The sequence below is a fragment of the Pseudomonas sp. JZ134 genome, from assembly GCF_051027695.1.
GTDB lineage: Bacteria > Pseudomonadota > Gammaproteobacteria > Pseudomonadales > Pseudomonadaceae > Chryseomonas > Chryseomonas luteola.
The window spans coordinates 488,298-506,392 of sequence record NZ_CP069250.1 but is presented as its reverse complement, the minus strand read 5'-3'; the positions used below and the strand labels follow the sequence as shown (position 1 = coordinate 506,392).

General features: G+C 51.4%; 16 protein-coding genes. 10 read left to right on the top strand and 6 right to left on the bottom strand.

Annotation, left to right across the window (positions count from 1 at the left end):
* Positions 1-153: 153 nt before the first annotated feature.
* Complete coding sequence (locus JQR86_RS02250) at positions 154-1,041, bottom strand: manganese catalase family protein (protein ID WP_010795923.1); 888 nt, start codon at positions 1,039-1,041, stop codon at positions 154-156.
* Positions 1,042-1,760: 719 nt separating this feature from the next.
* Between JQR86_RS02250 and JQR86_RS02245 the strand changes: the two genes are divergently transcribed.
* From JQR86_RS02245 to JQR86_RS02230, 4 genes are all read left to right on the top strand, one after another.
* The gene (locus tag JQR86_RS02245; protein ID WP_219650977.1) at positions 1,761-2,432 is read left to right on the top strand and encodes a CsgG/HfaB family protein; all 672 of its coding nucleotides are present in this window, start codon (positions 1,761-1,763) and stop codon (positions 2,430-2,432) included.
* Positions 2,433-2,455: 23 nt separating this feature from the next.
* Entirely contained in the window at positions 2,456-2,815 is a 360-nt protein-coding gene (locus JQR86_RS02240) for a DUF4810 domain-containing protein (protein ID WP_074821817.1), read from the top strand.
* A 10-nt stretch (positions 2,816-2,825) separates the two neighbouring features.
* Entirely contained in the window at positions 2,826-3,503 is a 678-nt protein-coding gene (locus tag JQR86_RS02235) for a DUF799 domain-containing protein (RefSeq protein WP_286790641.1), read from the top strand.
* Positions 3,504-3,599: 96 nt separating this feature from the next.
* Positions 3,600-4,148: an RNA 2'-phosphotransferase gene (locus JQR86_RS02230; RefSeq protein WP_434154238.1), complete on the top strand. Its 549-nt coding sequence runs from the start codon at positions 3,600-3,602 to the stop codon at positions 4,146-4,148.
* 55 nt (positions 4,149-4,203) lie between these two features.
* Here the strand turns inward: JQR86_RS02230 and rtcR are convergent, their stop codons facing one another.
* A complete protein-coding gene (gene rtcR, locus JQR86_RS02225; protein WP_434154237.1) occupies positions 4,204-5,811 on the bottom strand; it encodes an RNA repair transcriptional activator RtcR in 1,608 nt (535 codons plus the stop codon).
* A 388-nt stretch (positions 5,812-6,199) separates the two neighbouring features.
* On the opposite strand from rtcR, the gene JQR86_RS02220 reads away from it, so the two are divergent.
* The 3 genes from JQR86_RS02220 (at position 6,200) to JQR86_RS02210 (ending at position 9,483) form a co-directional block, all read left to right on the top strand.
* On the top strand, positions 6,200-6,955 hold the full coding sequence (locus tag JQR86_RS02220) for an outer membrane beta-barrel protein (RefSeq protein WP_434154236.1): 756 nt from the start codon (positions 6,200-6,202) through the stop codon (positions 6,953-6,955).
* A 491-nt stretch (positions 6,956-7,446) separates the two neighbouring features.
* Positions 7,447-8,205, top strand: coding sequence for an outer membrane beta-barrel protein (locus tag JQR86_RS02215; protein WP_286790644.1), 759 nt, complete (start codon positions 7,447-7,449; stop codon positions 8,203-8,205).
* Between the two features lie 489 nt (positions 8,206-8,694).
* Positions 8,695-9,483 carry a nucleotidyltransferase domain-containing protein gene (locus JQR86_RS02210; RefSeq protein ID WP_434154235.1) on the top strand — a complete coding sequence of 263 codons (789 nt, stop codon included), beginning with the start codon at positions 8,695-8,697 and terminating at the stop codon, positions 9,481-9,483.
* Positions 9,484-9,662: 179 nt separating this feature from the next.
* Here JQR86_RS02210 and JQR86_RS02205 read toward each other — a convergent pair whose 3' ends face one another.
* From JQR86_RS02205 to JQR86_RS02190, 4 genes are all read right to left on the bottom strand, one after another.
* Positions 9,663-10,493, bottom strand: a complete 831-nt coding sequence (locus tag JQR86_RS02205) for an alpha/beta fold hydrolase (RefSeq protein ID WP_434154234.1) — start codon at positions 10,491-10,493, stop codon at positions 9,663-9,665.
* A gap of 49 nt (positions 10,494-10,542) precedes the next feature.
* Positions 10,543-12,831 (bottom strand): autotransporter outer membrane beta-barrel domain-containing protein, encoded by a 2,289-nt coding sequence (locus tag JQR86_RS02200; protein WP_434154233.1) that lies wholly within the window; start codon positions 12,829-12,831, stop codon positions 10,543-10,545.
* Between the two features lie 1,332 nt (positions 12,832-14,163).
* Entirely contained in the window at positions 14,164-14,361 is a 198-nt protein-coding gene (locus JQR86_RS02195) for a hypothetical protein (RefSeq protein WP_434154232.1), read from the bottom strand.
* 291 nt (positions 14,362-14,652) lie between these two features.
* Positions 14,653-15,264, bottom strand: coding sequence for a hypothetical protein (locus JQR86_RS02190; RefSeq protein ID WP_434154231.1), 612 nt, complete (start codon positions 15,262-15,264; stop codon positions 14,653-14,655).
* A gap of 178 nt (positions 15,265-15,442) precedes the next feature.
* On the opposite strand from JQR86_RS02190, the gene JQR86_RS02185 reads away from it, so the two are divergent.
* From JQR86_RS02185 to JQR86_RS02175, 3 genes are all read left to right on the top strand, one after another.
* A complete protein-coding gene (locus JQR86_RS02185) occupies positions 15,443-15,808 on the top strand; it encodes a hypothetical protein (RefSeq protein ID WP_312272406.1) in 366 nt (121 codons plus the stop codon).
* 106 nt (positions 15,809-15,914) lie between these two features.
* Positions 15,915-17,390: an aminoacyl-histidine dipeptidase gene (locus JQR86_RS02180; protein ID WP_434154230.1), complete on the top strand. Its 1,476-nt coding sequence runs from the start codon at positions 15,915-15,917 to the stop codon at positions 17,388-17,390.
* Between the two features lie 245 nt (positions 17,391-17,635).
* Positions 17,636-18,079, top strand: a complete 444-nt coding sequence (locus JQR86_RS02175; RefSeq protein ID WP_125889439.1) for a globin domain-containing protein — start codon at positions 17,636-17,638, stop codon at positions 18,077-18,079.
* Positions 18,080-18,095: the final 16 nt, after the last annotated feature.

Sequence of the window (18,095 nt, the reverse complement as noted above, 5' to 3'; positions counted from 1 at the left end):
TGCGTTCCGCCATTTTAATTCGTCCTGATGAGTGCCGGGGTGAAGAACGTATCTATCGGCTCACGCAAGGTTTTACATAAGAACCCTGCATGGCAGGGTGTGGTGTCAGACCACAGCCAAGCCATGCACGGGTAATCATCTAGCAGAAAAGCGTCAGACTTCTTTCTTTTGCGTAGCCATGCCAGAGCCCAGATCAGCCCCCGTCAGAGGGTTGCTGGCCGGATCGGACGCTGTGCGCTTGACCATCTGCTCGACCACTTTCATGTCTTTGGCAGGCAGATTGACAGTAGCCAAGCCATCACCGCCATCAACAGCAGGTTGCGGGCTTTCTACGTATTCCCACTCGCCACCCTGGTTCCAAGGACCACGCATATCGCCTTCGCCCTGGGACATACTGAAGTACACGTTGGCGAATTCCGGCTTGCCTGGCAGCTTGCCCTGAGGGAAGTTGGGCTGCATGGAGTGCAGAGCTTTCTCGAAGGACTTCTGGTGAGCGATTTCGCGCGTCATCAGGAACTGTAAGGCATCTTTCACGCCTACGTCGTCAGTGAGGTTGATCAGGCGCTCATACACAATCTTCGCACGCGCTTCGGCGGCGATGTTGGAACGCAGGTCAGCAGTCGGCTCAGTGATGGTATCGATATAAGCTGCTGTCCACGGTACACCTGCAGAGTTGGTGAGCGGTGCGCCACCACCGTACAGAACCGATGTAATGTGAGAATCGTTACCCGCTCCGGTGATGCTACGGTACAACTCAGCTTCTTCTTCGATGCCTTCGGCCAGTTGGCCTTTGTTGCCCTTGTTCAACATACCGACGATGGAGCCAATGATTTCCAGGTGGCTAAGCTCTTCGGTCGCGATATCCATCAGCATATCTTTACGACCTGCATCGTCTTCGGCCAGACCCTGAGTGAAATAGCGCATCGCAGCCGCGAGTTCGCCTTGAGGACCGCCAAACTGCTCAAGCATTAGATTGGCCAGGCCCGGGTTGGGACCAGCTACACGAACGGTATACTGAAGTCGTTTGTTATGAACGAACATACAGCTCTCCTATCCAGATTTAATCACGCTGTCCTTATCCCACTACTTCCCTTTTGGTTTTGATGACACCAATGGTGTAGGAGCCTGCTTAACGACGTCATGTACAGGCTCTGTAGAAGTGGAGGCAGTTTGGCTCCAGATAGTTCAGAGCAGGCGACCATTAGCTTGAATGCTTTTATCTATCAAGCTAATTAGAAAGTCTTATTGAGTAAACGCAGCGAAGCGGCTTTAGGTCAGTGTTTTCGAAGCCTGCAAGGCGTTTCCATGTCGTTACAAGCAGGCTTTAAATGGCGCTTTTCATCCTTTAACTCTCTCTGCCGCTGGTCGGCTGAAAATCTTTTCCTGCCTCGTGACTTACTCGTTCGAAAACAGACCTATCAGTCACTGATTGAGACAAATCTTTCACGGCTTCTCCTATTGCTGCTCCGTCTATGACGTCATCTGCTCCATTCGTCGAAGCACAACCTAATATGATTTAAGAAGGTTGATAGACTTCACAAATTCCCTTCTCTAGCAGGATGCTAATCAGCCAAGGATTGGTCAGGTTTTTTGATTCTCGATTGCCGCTTATCCCTGGGCAATTCCAGCGAATACATCCCTACCTCTCTTTCTTCGTTGCATAAGGCAAACGCTAGAGCAGTGTGATCTGCTCGCCTACGGTTATTACTATGCACAGACGGAGTGACGGTAATAGCCTCAACTTCAGTAAAGAGAAGTACATGAAAAAGAAGGTTTTGATTGCAAGCGCCATTAGCTTGTCGGCTCTAATGTCTGGCTGCGCAACCGAAGAATCCCGAACCCTGGAAGTTGCCAAGGTGACCTCCGCTCAAAGTGTCTACCAAGGCATACGCCAGCCTGTTTCCGTAGGTAAATTCGACAACCGCTCAAGCTATATGCGGGGCTTGTTTTCAGATGGTGTCGATCGTCTCGGCGGTCAAGCTAAAACCATTCTGGTGACCCACCTTCAGCAGTCCAACCGGTTCAATGTACTGGACCGTGACAACATGAGTGAAATAGCGCAGGAAAGTGCCCTCTCGAAAAAGGGCCAGCAGCTGCGTGGTGCTGATTATGTAGTTACCGGCGACGTAACAGAATTTGGCCGCAAGGAAGTAGGCGACCAACAGCTCTTTGGCATTCTTGGTCGCGCCAAATCACAAATTGCCTATGCCAAGGTCAATCTCAATATCGTCAATGTTCGTACGTCCGAAGTGGTTTACTCAACCCAGGGTGCCGGTGAGTACAGCCTGTCCAACCGGGAAGTGGTTGGCTTTGGCGGGACAGCCAGTTACGACTCGACGCTGAACGGCAAGGTACTGGACCTGGCCATTCGCGAAGCAGTCAACCGTCTGGTTGAAGGGATTGATAGCGGTGCCTGGAAGCCCGTGCAATAAGCTTTACGTTCTAAGGAATGGATATGAAAAGCGTTTTACAGCCCTGCGCTGCATTGTTGTCGCTTACCTTGATCGCGCTGTTGAGCGGCTGCGCTGAACAGCCCAAATCGCTTTATTACTGGCCTGGCTATCAGGATCAGGTATATCAGCACTTCACCAAAGAAACCGGCCCTGAACAGCAAATCATCGCGATGGAGGCAGGTTTGCAACAAGCCCGCTCCAAAGGCCTAACGCCTGCGCCTGGTTATCACGCACAGCTAGGCATGCTCTACGCCGAAGTAGGCAAAATGGATCAGGTCCGCCAGCAATTTGAAACTGAAAAGACCTTGTTTCCAGAGTCCACTGCGTACATGGACTTCCTGATGCGCAACTTCAAGAAGTAGGAGCTATCCCATGCGCAGTTTTTATCTCAAAGCGTTGTTTATCCTGTCTGCTTTCGGCTTGCTGGCAGGTTGCGCTAACCAGCAGCAGCCTTATGACTACACGGCCTTTAAGGAAAGCAAACCGGCTTCCATTGTCATTCTGCCGCCAGTCAACAAGTCGCCCGATGTGAAGGCGACATACAGTGTACTCTCACAGCTGACCTACCCTCTGGCCGAAGCCGGTTATTACGTTTTACCTGTCGCCCTCGTGGATGAAACCTTCAAGGAAAACGGCCTGCTAACCCCTGATGAAATGCAGGCGGCGCCGCCTGCCAAGCTTCGCGAAATCTTTGGCGCAGATGCTGCCATGTATGTGGAGGTCAGCCGCTATGGCAGTACATATGCCATCATCAGCAGTGAGACGGTTGTAACGGCTTCCGCCAAACTCGTCGATTTGCGCAGCGGCAAATTGCTTTGGCAAGGTGCGGCAAGCGCAAGTACAGCTGAGCAGCAGCAAAATAGCGGTGGCGGTCTGATTGGCTTACTGATCACAGCCGCTATAAACCAGATTGCGAACTCGATCAGCGATAAAGGCCATGAAATTGCCGGAATCACTAGCCTTCGTTTGCTGTCAGCTGGCCGTCCCAACGGCATCCTGGTAGGTCCGCACTCGCCCAGCTACGGCCATGAGCCCATTGCAGGACGCTAGTCAGAGCCTCTTATTGGGCGGATTGCCAGGCAATACCGCCCAATGCCTGTATTACCCCGCCTACGCTGAAATACACGCAGCTAAATGGAGGACTCGATGAGCAATCAGAGGCTTATCGAAACGAGCAAATTTCTGAGTTACGTCCTCAGGCATGAGCCTCAGGCAATCGGCATAGCGCTCGATAGCGAAGGTTGGGTTGAGATCACCACGTTGATCGCAGGCGCGGCCAGACATGGCCGAGAACTCAACGAGCACCTGATACGAGAAGTTGTGGTTGACAACGATAAAAAGCGCTTCAGCTTATCGCCCGACGGAACGCGTATACGGGCGGCTCAAGGTCACTCCACCTCACAGGTCACTCTTCAGCACATCCAAAAAGTACCGCCCGAACGCTTGTACCATGGTACAGCTGTCCGTTTTCTGGAATCGATACGAAAGAAAGGTTTGATTCCAGGCTCACGCCACCACGTTCATCTTTCTGATAATACCGATACTGCCATCAATGTCGGCAAACGTTATGGCCAGCCGGTAGTGCTGGTTATCAGAGCCCTGGATATGAATCAACAGGGCCATCGATTCTTTCAGGCTGACAATGGCGTCTGGCTGGTAGAGCATGTGCCTGCTGATTTTATTTCAGAGCCATGAGCACAGCTGGCTGACAGCATGTCTCACGGCTCATTTTGGGAAATACATGTCCGCTTCACGTCCCCTTTTTTACTTGCCCCCACTCCAAGCCGAACTTCGCCAGATATTTGCGTAACCGATCGGCATCGTTCGGCTGGGCCTTGGCCTGTCGTGAGACGCCGAACAGTCGACGCCCCGCGTCAGACAGGCTATCCGCCTGCTGGCAGATGCGGATGACAGACGCGAGCTGCAGACGATCAAAGAGGTCCATTTCCTCGGCCCGCTCGCCCAGAAGCAGATCCAGCCCATCGCTTGATGACTGAAGCCCCCAGGCACGGCGCAGCCGGTCGATCTCCTCCTGCACGTTTGCCTCATCGATTCGTCCGCTGTCCGCCAGAGTCGCCATGCGTGTAATGGAGGCGGATAGCTCGCGGAAGTTGCCGCTCCATGCAGCCTCGCTGGAAATGGCAAAATTCAGGTAACGACGCCGCGCTTCCAGATTGAAGCGCACCAGGCGTCCTTGCTCCCGAGCGTGACGCTCCAGCTCAAAGTCAATGTTGGGCTCAATGTCCTCTCGCCGCCCCGCCAACCCGGGTAAGTCGAACGTCCAGAGATTGATGCGGGCAAACAGATCTTCACGGAACAGCCCTTCCGCTACGCGGCTGCGCAAGTCCCGATGCGTGCCCGCCATCAGTAGAAAATCACTGGTCACTTCTCTATCCGAGCCCAGCGGAAAGAAGCGCTTTTCCTCGACCGCCTTGAGCAACATGGCCTGTTCATCGAGGCCCAGCTCACCAATTTCATCCAGAAACAATACACCGCCGTCAGCCGCACGAAGCAGCCCCTCGCGCGCGCTCTGTGCGCCAGTAAAGGCCCCCCTTGCATGACCAAACAGGGTAGACATCGCACCGTCGCCCCTGAGCGTGGCACAGTTGACCTCGACAAAGCGTCCATCCACCTGATGTCGGCTGCGCTTGAGCTCATAAATGCGGCGCGCCAGAAAAGATTTGCCAGCCCCTGTAGGCCCTATTAGCAACAGAGGTGCCTTGGAACGTAAGGCGACGCGCTCGATCTGCTCGATGGTCCGGTTAAAGGCCATATTCCGTGTTGCAATGCCTGACTTGAGAAAGGCCAGACCCTCCAGGCGCTCATGCTGAAACCGGGTAGCGATACGGTCATAGCGAGACAGGTCAAGGTCGATCAGCGCATGGGTTCCTGATACCTCATTGCTTTCATCACGACGCCTGGCGGGTGACGTTTGAATGAGTCTTGCAGGCAAGTAGCGGGCCTCGGTCAACAGAAACCAGCAGATCTGCGCGACATGTGTGCCCGTCGTGATATGCACGAGATAGTCCTCATGCTCGGTATCAAAGGCATAGCCCACCGCAAAGTCATGCAGTGCGCCATACACCTCTTCGAAATCCCAGGGATTACGTAGCGACAAGGCATGCAGGTGCACCTCGGTTTCCGGCGATACCTGATGGATATCTTCTCTCAGCCGCTCGGCAAGGTTCACATCTCGCGCATCAGTGCCATGAATCAGCTCAAGCCTGTGGACAAGCAGATCCTGCTGCTGGCATAGCCCAACCGTTGGACGCCATTTACTCCAGCGATTGGCGCCCTGGCCTACCCGATCTAGCGTCGAGCCGATAAAACCAATGGCAACTGTTCTTTTGCCTGACATCCCTATCTCATTTATTAAGCGAAGTGACCAATACTAAACAGGTTCCGGCCCTGGCGTCTCAATGGATCCAGCGGCCGGGCTTAGCAGAACCGCTCCCAAGCCTGTCAGGCACCCGTCGTTTGTGCGTAGAACGGAATCATAACCTTCTGGCTCTCTTACTGCTGGGATGCAGAGAAACCTGGAATGCTTCCTGCCGAATGCCACTCTTGTATCACTTGCGTCAAGGCGCTATCGCCCCGGCGCTAGCGGTATAGAAGCACCAATACTCACCCAACCAATCGATAACCACCTATCAGTTAGATAGCTAACTATTATTGTCATTAACTTCAGCCTGAATTAAAGTGAGCCCGCTATGTAACGTTATATCGTTATGTTTAGGAGTATCTTTATGACTATCAAAGCACGCAATCGCTGGATTCATTCTTCTATTTTTTCTGTATTGGCTGCCTTTTCTTTTCACGCTATGGCAGACACCAGCGGCCCTATTTCTACAGCCGGTATCACTGGCAGCTATGATCAGTACAAGCTGAAGTCCAACCTGGGCTCGCAAAATGGACATTTGCCTAAAGCTGGCGTGTTCTATAACTACGGCAACAAGATGACCGGCGGCGAAGGCCTTATCTATCAGGCAGGCGTTGAAGCCAAGTTTGGCGAGAAGCACAGCAATCGCCTCAAGGAAGGTCGTGGCCAGGCTGATCTAGGCTGGAGAATGGCAATCGATAACCAGAATTATGTCGATGCGCTTGTCGGTGCAGGTTACGACTGGTCTCGCTATGAGCCTGATACCAGCGGCAATGATCTACGCCTGAGTGCAAAAGGGCCTTTCGCCAAGGCAGCCCTGGGTTATAACCATGCCTTCGACAACACCACCGTGCGTCTGGAAGGCGGTGTGCGTCGTCAGCTGAATGAGCGCGCCCGTTTGCATGTCCAGCATGAAGGCAGCGAAAGTGTAGATATCCATGACCGCACCAACCCTTATGCGGAGATGGATATGCTGTTCAACCAGAATGGCAAAGGTCTGCCGATTACAGCAGGTCTGTACTACGAGCACCACAAGGACAAGTTGAAGGATCGCCTGGCCTTGGCCGATAACGTCAAGCTCAAGCATGACGAATACGGTGCAAAAGTCGGCGTAGCGTTCTAACGCTTCAGTCCTCTTCTGGATGCTGACCATAGCGGTGGCATCCAAAAGGAAACGATACCGATCAACCACGTACTCTTTCTGTTCAACCTCAGCTTTCTTCACCCCCGGTATTCCGCTTCTCTCCGTTAGCCTCTCGCGCCATTCGTCGCGCGAGTACCTTTAGTTAACGTTTTGCCGCTTGTGTTTGCACTTAAATGAACTGTCCGGTTCATGGCTAATATTCATTAATTATGTTGCTTTTTATAAGCCGCTTATAAGCGGCACTCTACTTGATTTTAATGTGTATGCAGCCATGCATGTAACTGTACAGAGCAAATCATTTTGACATCAAAATAAATAGCAGAAACCTATTTAACCATACCACAAGTTAAATATTAACTATATTACCTTGATTATTAGCGCATATCGTCTAGTTTTTTGAACTTATAGAAACACCGCTATTCGTAACACGCGCCTTTTGCGATTTACTGCTTTGCCTAGGAGAGTCGATCATGTTTCCTTTCTTCGGAGCCCGCTGGGTTCAGACTTCTGCCGTAGCTGCCCTTACCATTGCTTCATCCTATGCAATGGCCGCTGATACCGGCCCTATTTCCAATTTGGGTGTATTAGGTAGCTACAGCAAATATAAACTTGAGTCTGACGTAGGCTCCGACAAAACCCATATGGGCAAAGGGGGCGTCTTCTATAACTTTGGCAACAAGATGACCGGCGAGGAAGGCTTCATTTATCAAGGCGAAGCCAAGGTCAAGTTTGGTGAAAGACACAGCAATAAACTCAAGGAAGCTCAAGGCGATGTCGATCTTGGCTGGCGCATGGCTATCGACAACACCAACTACCTTGATGCTCTTGTAGGTGGCGGCTATGGCTGGACACGCTATGAGCCTGATACCAGTGGCGAAGATGTCAAGCTGACCACCAAAGGTGCATTTGCCAAGGCTGCACTGGGCTATAACCATCAGTTTGATGAGGCGACAACCTTCCGCCTGGAAGCCGGTGCACGCCGCACACTCAACGCCCGGGCTCGCCTCAAGGTCGAAGATGTAGGCAGCGACCGCGTTGATCTTCGCGACCGTACCAATCCGTACGCCGAGATGAGTGTACTGTTCAACCAAGGTGCCAACTCCATGCCTGTCATGGTCGGCGTTTACTATGTTCATAACGAGTACAAACTCAAGAACAACCTCGACGTCGCCGACGATGTCAAACTCAAGGCCAATGAATACGGTGCAAAAGTAGCACTGGCCTTCTAACGTTTGGCTATACGCCTATCGTATTCGACGAAACCCGAGGAAACTCGGGTTTCGTTCTTAATGAGATATCGCTTATTCTGCTGGAAGGCTTCAATCAACAATTAATTGAATCACCATTTTACAAACAACATTATACAACCTTTACATCACTGATAAACGCCGATCTAATTGATATCGATTGGCCAACCTTTATAAACAGCGTGCTGGCTTACCGAGGCCACAATTGCTTGTCAAATGATTCCTATACTGGCTAACTCAAGACCATTATTCATTCAGTGTTAAGCCAGAAGTCCATGCCTTTAGCTTTTCAGTCAGGTAAGTTTCTTAATGTTTTTTCAATAACACCCTTTACCTTCCTAACGTATAGGTAATGGCCTTTGGTCAGCCTTGCTCATACACACGCTCCGTTCGGTCTTTACATTTTTATTTCCGTTGGATTTGATGGAGCATTCACTCGAGCATAAAGCTCCCATCTGAAGGACTCATGCCATGGAAAGCACTGAACGTCATCCATTATCCCCTGAAATGCGTACTCGCGTTCTACAAGAGCTTGATCGGCTGGAACAAGAACGCAACGTTACCGTTTTGTATGCCTGTGAATCAGGCAGCCGGGCCTGGGGCTTTGCCTCGCGCGATAGCGACTACGATGTACGCTTTATCTACGTGGAAAAACCCGACTGGTTCATACAGGTCGACACCCCGCGGGACGTTATTGAACGTCCCTTGAGCGATGAGTTGGATATCAGTGGCTGGGAGCTGCGCAAAGCACTCGGTCTTCTGCGCAAATCCAATCCAACCCTGCTTGAATGGCTCGACTCACCACTGGTATATCGCAGCGAGCCAGCGGAAACAGCGCGGCTCACTGCCTTAGCCGAAGCGTTCTACAGCCCACCGGCAGCTCGTAACCATTACCTTTCAATGGCCAAGAAAAACTTTCGAGGCTATCTGCAAGATGAAACGGTTCGCTTCAAAAAATACTTCTATGTACTGCGTCCTCTACTGGCCGTACGCTGGATCGATCGGGGTCTCGGACGACCGCCTATGACGTTTCATGAGCTGTTATGTACGGTGGATGACCGTGCCCTGCTTGCTGAAATAGATGAGCTGCTTGCACTGAAGCGAAACGCCGACGAGGCTACTTACGGCCCTCGCCGCCCCGCTCTGCATGCTTTCATCGAAGAGCAACTGGAACGTCCTGTGCCCGTCCTGGAGCGAACCGCAGAAGATAGTCGCCTGCTGGATGACTACCTCCGGGAGGTCGTGAGGCACCATGCATAACACCTGGTGGCGCAGCTCTTGAACCACCCATGCAGGCGGCCCATTGGCCGCTTCATTCAAGATGCCAGATACGCTCGATCTCCCCTACCGCTCTACCTTATTTTAAGCACATGGACGCCTAGCGTTGACGCCATGCTTACCGACAGGAGTCGGTCCTGATCGGTAGGTATACAACCAAGTCATTCAGAAGTCCTATGACAAGGAAGCGGCTTTCCTTCCCAGGCTCGCCAGGCCGCTTCCCAGCCCTCATTATGATTAGCCGCAACGGTAATAATGGAGATACACGCTTGATCTCCAAACTTGCCAGCAAACGCTTTCGACAACTGCCAGGGCACAACAGTATCGCGACTACCTACCAAATGCCGCTGCGGAATGCTGCGTAATCGCGCTTTATAACTCAATGGATCAAGTGAGCCGGACATAGGGCTTAATTGGTGCCACTCAGTCCAGGCGACAGGGTCCAGATTGCCCGCCAATGTCTGAACACTTACAACATCGTTACGCTGCCCAGCCAGTAACAATGCAATAGCAGCGCCGCCTGAATACCCTACCAACTCTACCTTCGTTGCTTGCGTACGCACCTTCAACGCATCCAGCGCCACGCTCATGCTACTGATAACCGCCTGGCTGAACCGCTGGTTCGTCCAGACTGCAGTAGAGCAGCCATTAGACATTATGAACTGACACGGCCGCGCCAAATAAACTGCGCCACCGGGATCTGACATCGCCAAGCGCGCCATCAACAACCCATGGGGGGTGGGGTCAAGACTAGGTTGAGAGGCGGTAGCCCAGGCATGCCCGTCTCCCTCAAGGTAAACACGCAAAACGGATCTGGGATTGAAATGTGCAGGCAAGACTGCTTGCACAGAGAATGGCTGACCGGAGAGTGTCTCAAGTCGATAGCCTGCTTGTTCAGCTAGGCCGCCAAGCTGCTCTCGTGGACTTGTGCAGCCGCCCAGCAGAGCCATAACAAGCAATACGCCTAAAGTGCGGTAAAAAGACGCCAACATGAAACTACCTATCAGGCGGCCCGCTGGATCAGCAGGCCGCCTGTACTCATTAGAATGCGTAGCGCGCCTTCAAGAGGAAGGTATCAGACTGGTAGCCTGTCTTTGCCGTGTAGTTGTAATTCGCACCCACACTGACGGCTCCCAGCTGATAATTAACCCCTACACCAGCCTCATAGGTATCACGAACAGGAGAAGCTCCCGTCGTAACGAAAGGCGTACCACCGAGCAGGAACGATGAAGTACCACTGACACGATCACCAATGAAATCGTGGTAGGCCATCAGTGTGGCTTCAGGTTGAAGGTTACCTTGCGCCAGCGGGAAATCAGCCGCTACACGCAGACCTGCACCTAGCTCACCTACTTCATAACGCTGTGCGTTATTACGCAGCGCTGCGGAAGAGCCCTTTTCACTATAGCCATCAATTTTAACGTTGCTATAGCGCGCAGCCACGCGCGGTTCGAGCAACCACTGCTCGGCAAACGTGTAGGAATAACCTGCAAGCGCATTCAGTCCGAACAGCTCACTGTCGTAGCTGCCCTTGGCAACCGTATCGGCGATATAGCGCTTGCCATCGTTATCGTTACGGCCATAGGTCAAACTGCCGTCAACGAACCAGTTCTGCCAGTCATAGCTGCCATACAACGTAAAGGCATTACCCTTCACATCCGTTTTATTACCCGTATCGGACGTTACGTTAGAGTTGAGGTAGCTATAGGCAACACCTACCGTTGTACGCTCATTGAGCTTACCGTCAGCCCCAACAGCAATGCCGGAACTGTTAGCCGAGTAACCCGCAACGCCATCACGCTGATCCTGATCGGATGTATTGCTCAAGCCTTGAACCCAAACGCCTGTCTCGGTCAGCACATCACCAGACGAAAGCCCCGAACGCATGCCTCGGACTCGGCTGCCAATAGCGCTGTTAACGAGGTTCTGGCCTGCAACCGCCGCCTGGACAGAGCCCCGGTTGACCTCAGGACTCAACCGCTCAGCCAGACGTGCTAGCGCCTCCTCGGACCCTGCATTGGCAAACGCCTTGAACACCGGATCGCTTGCCGTCAACCCGCCGATAGTGCTGTTCTTGAAGTTATTGACCGCGTCACGCGCGTTTTGCGATGCGCCCACATTGGCCAGATCAGCGTCGACCTGCTTATCTTCCTTCAGGCTGACCACTGCGTTAACGGTCCGGGCGTCCGTCGCGTAACTGTCCACCTTCAATAAGGAGGACGCGCTGGCAACACGTAGCCCGTTATCCTGCACCTGCGCGGCCTTGACCAACGTGTACTGCGTACCCGAAGCACTTGGCGTAAAGTCCTGCGGCTTTGCACTTAAGGTAATGCTGGAACCCGATGCAAACGCCGCCTTACCGTTAACGGTCAGGTACGCCGCGCTGGGATCAACCGCATTGGAAAGACGCATATCGATAGTGCCACCTGAGGCAACCTGCAAATCGCCGTTGATCGACGAGCCTGCCTGCTCAAGATTCAACGAGCCACCCGACGCAATATCGACACGTGGCGCGGCGATAGTCCCGCCACTGTACTGAGCGCTGCCTAAAACATTAACAGCAGCCATATCCAGCACATCGCCGTCGATACGCCCACCGGTCCAGTTAAGGGTTGCAAGGTTACCGCCATCAATCGCCGTCTGACCGCCCTTGATCAGGCCGGCGCGCTGGTTGATGGCAAAAGGAGAAAGCTGCTCACCTGTTACTTCAATAGCAGTACCGTCGGCCTCAATAAGACCGGTATTAATAATGCCTTGTTCAGGCGGAGCATTGTTTGCAAAGGTAGCTCCTTTGAACACAATACCTTTCGAGTTTTCTCCTGCCGCTCGGATAGTTCCACTGTTGGAAAAGGACTCGATCTGCCCGTCGTACAGAACAACCGCAAAGGATTGATCGCCAATGGCTTCCATAGTGCCTTGGTTTTCTATGCGCAGCGGTGAGGTGGGAGCTTCAATATCAAAGGCATTAGCGGAATAACCTTGGGCACGAATGAGGCCTGTATTGATGAGCTTGCCGCCAATGCTTACAGGCGTATCGCTCTCGCGATCAAGAATAAGCCCTGTTGCATAAGGTGTTCGAACATCAATTGTTCCGCTATTAACGAAGTCTTTTCCGATAGTAGTGCCGTGTAGATAAACACCTTCGGCCTCGCTGTTATCAGAAGCTGCAGTGATAAGTATGTTACCCGCATTGATGATCGAGCCGGAAACCATGGCTTTACCGATTTCGATGCCTTCAGCATACTCAACATTGCTTAACGTAATGTTGCCTTTATTAATCAAATCTCCCGCAATAACTGAGTTTGCAACGGAAGGATCGAAAGGATCCATTGTGATTCCACTGCTTCTGGTAAGGCCTGAGAAAAAATAGTTTCCCTGAGAAATTAAAGAGCCTTGGATATTTGCACCCGTGAACTCAACGCCCATTTTGTCGGCGCTACTCTGCTGATTACGCTGCCCCGTTAAATTAAGCGATTCTGTAACGGTTTCGCTGTTCCACAAACGATACCCATTACCTAAATCATATTCGAGCGCATGTGCTTGAACAGCCATAGCGGAAATGATTGTTGCCAGTAAGCTGCGACGAAATAAAGTCCTGTTCATAACTACATCCTGATGAAATGATTAGGTATTAAAAAAGCTCAGCCACAGGTCAATGCAGCTATACAAGCGGGAGGAAAATAAAAAATGGGGTAAACCAGAGGCGGAACTGAAGAGCAGGCGTTACAAAGGCACTTGCATAAGGGTACGAAGGGCTTCCGGCAAAACTAGACAGGCTATAACCGGCGGGAGGCATGAGGCTGGGTATTTTGACTGCACTCATACTCTTGATTCCTCATCCATGGCGTACAAACGCTTTAAAGCTATTTTCATCCGTGAAATTTTCCGGCGCTTTGTATCTATTCAGATACATCTCGGCATTTTATGCAGAAACTTGAGGCAGACTTACCTGACTTGGACAAGCGGTTCTATTCATGGAGCGGAACAGCTTTGCTGGCATTTATAGACAGGGCAACAGCATGTCATGCTCACCGCGATCAGCACCGCATTAAGCTGGCTCTCAAAGGACCGCAGCCCCAGACTATCGCCCATACCATAATAAGAAACGTACGTTAGCGACAGAGATCGAGACGCCGATTGGCAACACACCTTCCGAGCCACGGGGATTACCGTGTACCTGAAAAATGCCAGCACGCTGGAGAACGCGGCAGCTATGGACAACCACTCCTCGACCCGGAACACGCAGCATTATGACTGACGCCTAGGTGATATCTAGCCTTGATGAGGTCGAGCGAATCCGACTATAGGCGCTTGTGCTAAGCGGGCTTATACAGTCGTACCTCACTATATCGCTATAGAAAGCTGTACTGCTTCTGATAAACCGGTAGTGGCTCGATAGGTAGCCATGCCCCTGGAACATAAGGTGTATTTGATATCCGTGATATCAGGCCGTTTTGGCGTGGATAACGGCGTATGCAGACACAAGGTTATCCATATAGCTACTTTCATGTTTTAAAAGGGAATCTTTTAAATTATAGACTTTACATCTATTATATGCATGCAAATCCTTTGGAATAAATTTAAGCTCCACCTATTGAGGAAATGCCAAACTTAGAGAGAATTAAAGATATTACAAAATCAGATTTTACATAAACCACCTTCTCAATTTAAAAAATCTGAATATCTAAGCTCTAGCTTCGACAAACCATCTAAAACCGTATCTTTTTCATCATTAAATTCTTTTACATATGTTAATACAGCCACTTCCATAGCTCTTACAAACTCAGGAACAGGAATTGAAGAGCTTTCCACATAACCTATAAAGAAGGAAACTTTATTAAACTCTGACGGCTCATCCAAATCCTGATCAAGTAGATAAAAAAGGCCTTCTCTAACATTAAAACCTAACCCCTCGACGCATCGCTTAAAAAGCCAATAAAATTTATTTTTCTTTCAACGATAGCTGACGAAAGCAGGTGAAAAAAATCTCCATAAGATACGCCACAACAATTCAGCTCCGACTCAAGCTTTTTTAGCCAAGTAAAACTCATAAATTAATCCTTTCTTTGACCCGAGCGATATAGCCCTATGACCGTCGCCGGGACGACATCAGCCTAGATGAGGTTGAGCGGATCCCGCTGAGCTAGTGACTTAAGACTTACCATATAAGTTGGCAAATACTTTATTTATATCTTTATTAGGTATCAACTGATCTTTAGAAAAGTCCAGTGCATTAGACACAACAACTATACCTCTCAAGGAAGCAGGGATATTTGAAATATATGCCATTCTTGTAGGAATCAAATACCTGAAATAGTCTCCCATTTCAGTTGAACCATTGTAACCAACAGGATAGTCTTCGCCAGGACTATCCCCTTCAACCGCATGATAAATATAAAAGCCTTTTTTAGATGGAACGTCATATTCTCTAATAACTGGGAACTGAGGGTCGGGCTTTTCATTTATAAGGCTTTGTATTTCTCTTTTATTTGAGCAGCTTCGATAAGTGCCTGCAGAATAACAATCTAGAATTGTTTTCCCCTCAATATCATATTGAAACTCACTGTAAGCAGTGGATTCTTCCCACATAAACTCGCTGAATTCATCAAGCTTTTCTTCTACGCTTTCTAAATCAAGAAGAAGCCGAGGAATATCACCCCAACAGTTATTTACCATAACTGAAATATAGCCATTTTTATCGGCGGCGAACCATGTCACAATACTACCGAATCCTGGCTTCCAATTTTTATTTAAAGTACCCATTTACAATTACTTACCTAAACTTGGCGAATAGCGAAACTTATACAAACCGTTTTATTCGAAAAACAGCTGTCATCCCAATAAAGCCATGACTGCTATGGCAAAAACCAAGCATAGTGTTGATCCTCTACAGGTCTCGCCTTATAAAGGTACGTTACGCTTCCAACCCATGAGGACGACCATGAAACGAATGACAGGGATAGCCATGACGCTGGCACTGGTGAGCGGTCTGGCGCAAGGGGCGTTTGCCGCCGACGGGGATGAGCCCATCAAGGCGTTGGGTATTGGATCCAAGACCTGCCGTGACCTGCTCAGTACCTGGAGCGCTGAGAAGCCGTATGCCAGTGAGTGGGTGTCGGGTTATTTCACCTTCTTCAATGAGTCCACCCGCAGTGGAATCAAGAATATTTCAGAAGGAATGGATGACAGCCTGCGCATGCAGTGGATCAGTGACTATTGCCGCAAGCGTCCGATCGATACGCTTCAGGATGCCACCGAGGCGCTGGGCAAGGAGCTGGTGGATTATCGCCAGCGCATGAACCAGTAAGCCGCCCTTCTCATGAGGCGCTCTGGCGGGTGCTTCATGGGTAAAACTGCTTGACTCGCCAGCAGCATCAGCCGACGCTCAACGTTTTCCTTTTTCTGGAGCCATCATGTCGGCCTCTGTTGAGCATCTTGCCCCGGCTGCAGTTTTTCGTCATTTCGCAGCACTTTCCGCTATTCCCCGCCCCTCTTTCCACGAGCAGGCTGTTGCCGATCACCTGATGGCATTTGCCGATCGCCATGGCCTGCAGGCCGAACGTGATGCCTTAGATAATGTCATTATCCGCAAGCCAGGTAGCGCTGGTTATGAAGATGCGCCTGTAACCATCCTGCAGGGGCATACCGATATGGTGTGCGAGAAGAACGAAGGCAACCCCATCGACTTCAATCGCGACCCCATCTCGCTGCGTATTGAAGGCGACCTGCTCAAGGCTGATGGCACTACCCTGGGCGCCGATAACGGCATTGCCGTGGCGTTCATGCTGGCATTGCTGGAAAGCCGCGACATTCCGCACCCTCCACTGGAGGCTATTTTCACGTCCCAGGAAGAGGTAGGTCTCAGAGGGGCCTCGAAACTTGATACATCCGGCCTGAAGGGTCGCTTGTTTCTCAATATCGATAGCGAAGAAGAGGGCCTGCTGTTTACCAGCTGCTCGGGTGGCAATCGCAGTGATATGCGTCTTCCGATCCAGTGGAGCGACGTTCCTGCCGGCTCAAGAGCCATGAAGCTGCACGTACGCGGCCTTAAAGGGGGACATTCAGGCCTGGATATTCATACGCCACGTGGCAATGCAATCTTGCTGCTGGGCCGTATCTTGAGTGATCTACTGGCCAAGCATGATGTTCACGTTGCGCATGTACAAGGAGGCTCAGGCAAGAGCAATGCGATACCCCGCCGCGCTGAAGTCACGCTGCTTATCTCTCCAGACAACATCGACGCTTTCGACGCCACCTTGAAGACATGGTACGAGCGGCTTTCACAGGAATACGTAACGGCCGATCCCGGCCTTGAGCTGGTATTGGAGGCAGCATCCATGCCGGAGCGCTGCTTTGCCCAAGCGACAACCAAGGCCCTTAGTGAAGCCCTGATCCTGATGCCCCAGGGTGTTCAACGTATGAGCCCGGATATAGCCGGCCTTGTAGAAACCTCTACCAACCTGGGTACGCTGGATATCGTAGGCGACGAGATCAGCTTTGGCAGCGCCAGCCGCAGTTCGCAGCCTTCGCAAATGGAGGCGACCGTTGCCAAGCTCGAAGCCCTGGCACGTGTGATCGGTGCACGCTTCGAACTGCATGATGGTTATCCTGCCTGGCCCTTCCGGCCGGAATCCCCGTTACGCGACCTGTTTGTTGAACGTTTCACCGCTCAATATGGCCGTGCTCCTGAAGTGGCAGGAATCCATGCGGGACTGGAGTGCGGTGTGTTCAGCGCCAAGCTGCAGGATGTTGATATGATCTCCTTCGGCCCGGACATCCGTAACGCACACTCGCCCGATGAATGCTTGAGCATTTCGTCTACCGAGCGTACATGGACGCTTTTCCTTGATCTGGTGGCGCATATCAAGCCGGGCTTCAAGGTTTCCTGACGCCCGTTGAGCCTGACCGCTCGTCATGGTGTCTGGCCTATTGCAGGCACCATGACATATATCAATACCTCCGCCTCGCAACCTTATTAGGCTACAGCCATCGATTCGTGCCTTTGCGGCGATATCAGCGCGGTAGTCTATGCTGCTAGCAAGCCCTCCGCCGAGGGGCGCTGCTATCGATAACACTAGCCTGATGACAACAGGGCCGCCTTTTGCAGCGGCCTGATAATACGGTAGGAAGCCTTATGAGCCAGCCTTTATCACCTGACACCATTGCCATTATCAAATCAACGGCGCCTGTCATTCAGGAGCATGGCGTTGCCATTACGACCCGCATGTACGAGCGTCTGTTTGTCGATCCAGAGATAAAGGCACTGTTCGACGAAGCCGCCCACAAGTCGGGCGAACAACCCAGACGCCTGGCTGCCGCCATCCTGGCCTTTGCCAAGAACGTGGACCATCTGGAAGCGATTCAGGGTGCAGTGGACAAGATCTGCGCACGACACGTAGCCACACACGTCAAGGCCGAACACTACCCTGCAGTTGCCAATGCCCTGCTCCCAGCCATCAAGGATGTATTGGGTGATGCGGCCACTGACGAGATCCTGAGTGCCTGGGGCGAAGCCTATTGGTTCCTGGCAGATATCATGATCAACCGTGAGAAAACGCTGTACGGCGAAGCCTGCTAACAGGCAGGCTCCAGCA

What these genes read in the sequence shown, in the direction of transcription:
- JQR86_RS02250 (WP_010795923.1), bottom strand. Translation starts at nt 1,041, where the DNA reads ATGTTCGTTCATAACAAACGACTTCAGTATACCGTTCGTGTAGCTGGT.
- JQR86_RS02245 (WP_219650977.1), top strand. Translation starts at nt 1,761, where the DNA reads ATGAAAAAGAAGGTTTTGATTGCAAGCGCCATTAGCTTGTCGGCTCTA.
- JQR86_RS02240 (WP_074821817.1), top strand. Translation starts at nt 2,456, where the DNA reads ATGAAAAGCGTTTTACAGCCCTGCGCTGCATTGTTGTCGCTTACCTTG.
- JQR86_RS02235 (WP_286790641.1), top strand. Translation starts at nt 2,826, where the DNA reads ATGCGCAGTTTTTATCTCAAAGCGTTGTTTATCCTGTCTGCTTTCGGC.
- JQR86_RS02230 (WP_434154238.1), top strand. Translation starts at nt 3,600, where the DNA reads ATGAGCAATCAGAGGCTTATCGAAACGAGCAAATTTCTGAGTTACGTC.
- rtcR (WP_434154237.1), bottom strand. Translation starts at nt 5,811, where the DNA reads ATGTCAGGCAAAAGAACAGTTGCCATTGGTTTTATCGGCTCGACGCTA.
- JQR86_RS02220 (WP_434154236.1), top strand. Translation starts at nt 6,200, where the DNA reads ATGACTATCAAAGCACGCAATCGCTGGATTCATTCTTCTATTTTTTCT.
- JQR86_RS02215 (WP_286790644.1), top strand. Translation starts at nt 7,447, where the DNA reads ATGTTTCCTTTCTTCGGAGCCCGCTGGGTTCAGACTTCTGCCGTAGCT.
- JQR86_RS02210 (WP_434154235.1), top strand. Translation starts at nt 8,695, where the DNA reads ATGGAAAGCACTGAACGTCATCCATTATCCCCTGAAATGCGTACTCGC.
- JQR86_RS02205 (WP_434154234.1), bottom strand. Translation starts at nt 10,493, where the DNA reads ATGTTGGCGTCTTTTTACCGCACTTTAGGCGTATTGCTTGTTATGGCT.
- JQR86_RS02200 (WP_434154233.1), bottom strand. Translation starts at nt 12,831, where the DNA reads ATGGATCCTTTCGATCCTTCCGTTGCAAACTCAGTTATTGCGGGAGAT.
- JQR86_RS02190 (WP_434154231.1), bottom strand. Translation starts at nt 15,264, where the DNA reads ATGGGTACTTTAAATAAAAATTGGAAGCCAGGATTCGGTAGTATTGTG.
- JQR86_RS02185 (WP_312272406.1), top strand. Translation starts at nt 15,443, where the DNA reads ATGAAACGAATGACAGGGATAGCCATGACGCTGGCACTGGTGAGCGGT.
- JQR86_RS02180 (WP_434154230.1), top strand. Translation starts at nt 15,915, where the DNA reads ATGTCGGCCTCTGTTGAGCATCTTGCCCCGGCTGCAGTTTTTCGTCAT.
- JQR86_RS02175 (WP_125889439.1), top strand. Translation starts at nt 17,636, where the DNA reads ATGAGCCAGCCTTTATCACCTGACACCATTGCCATTATCAAATCAACG.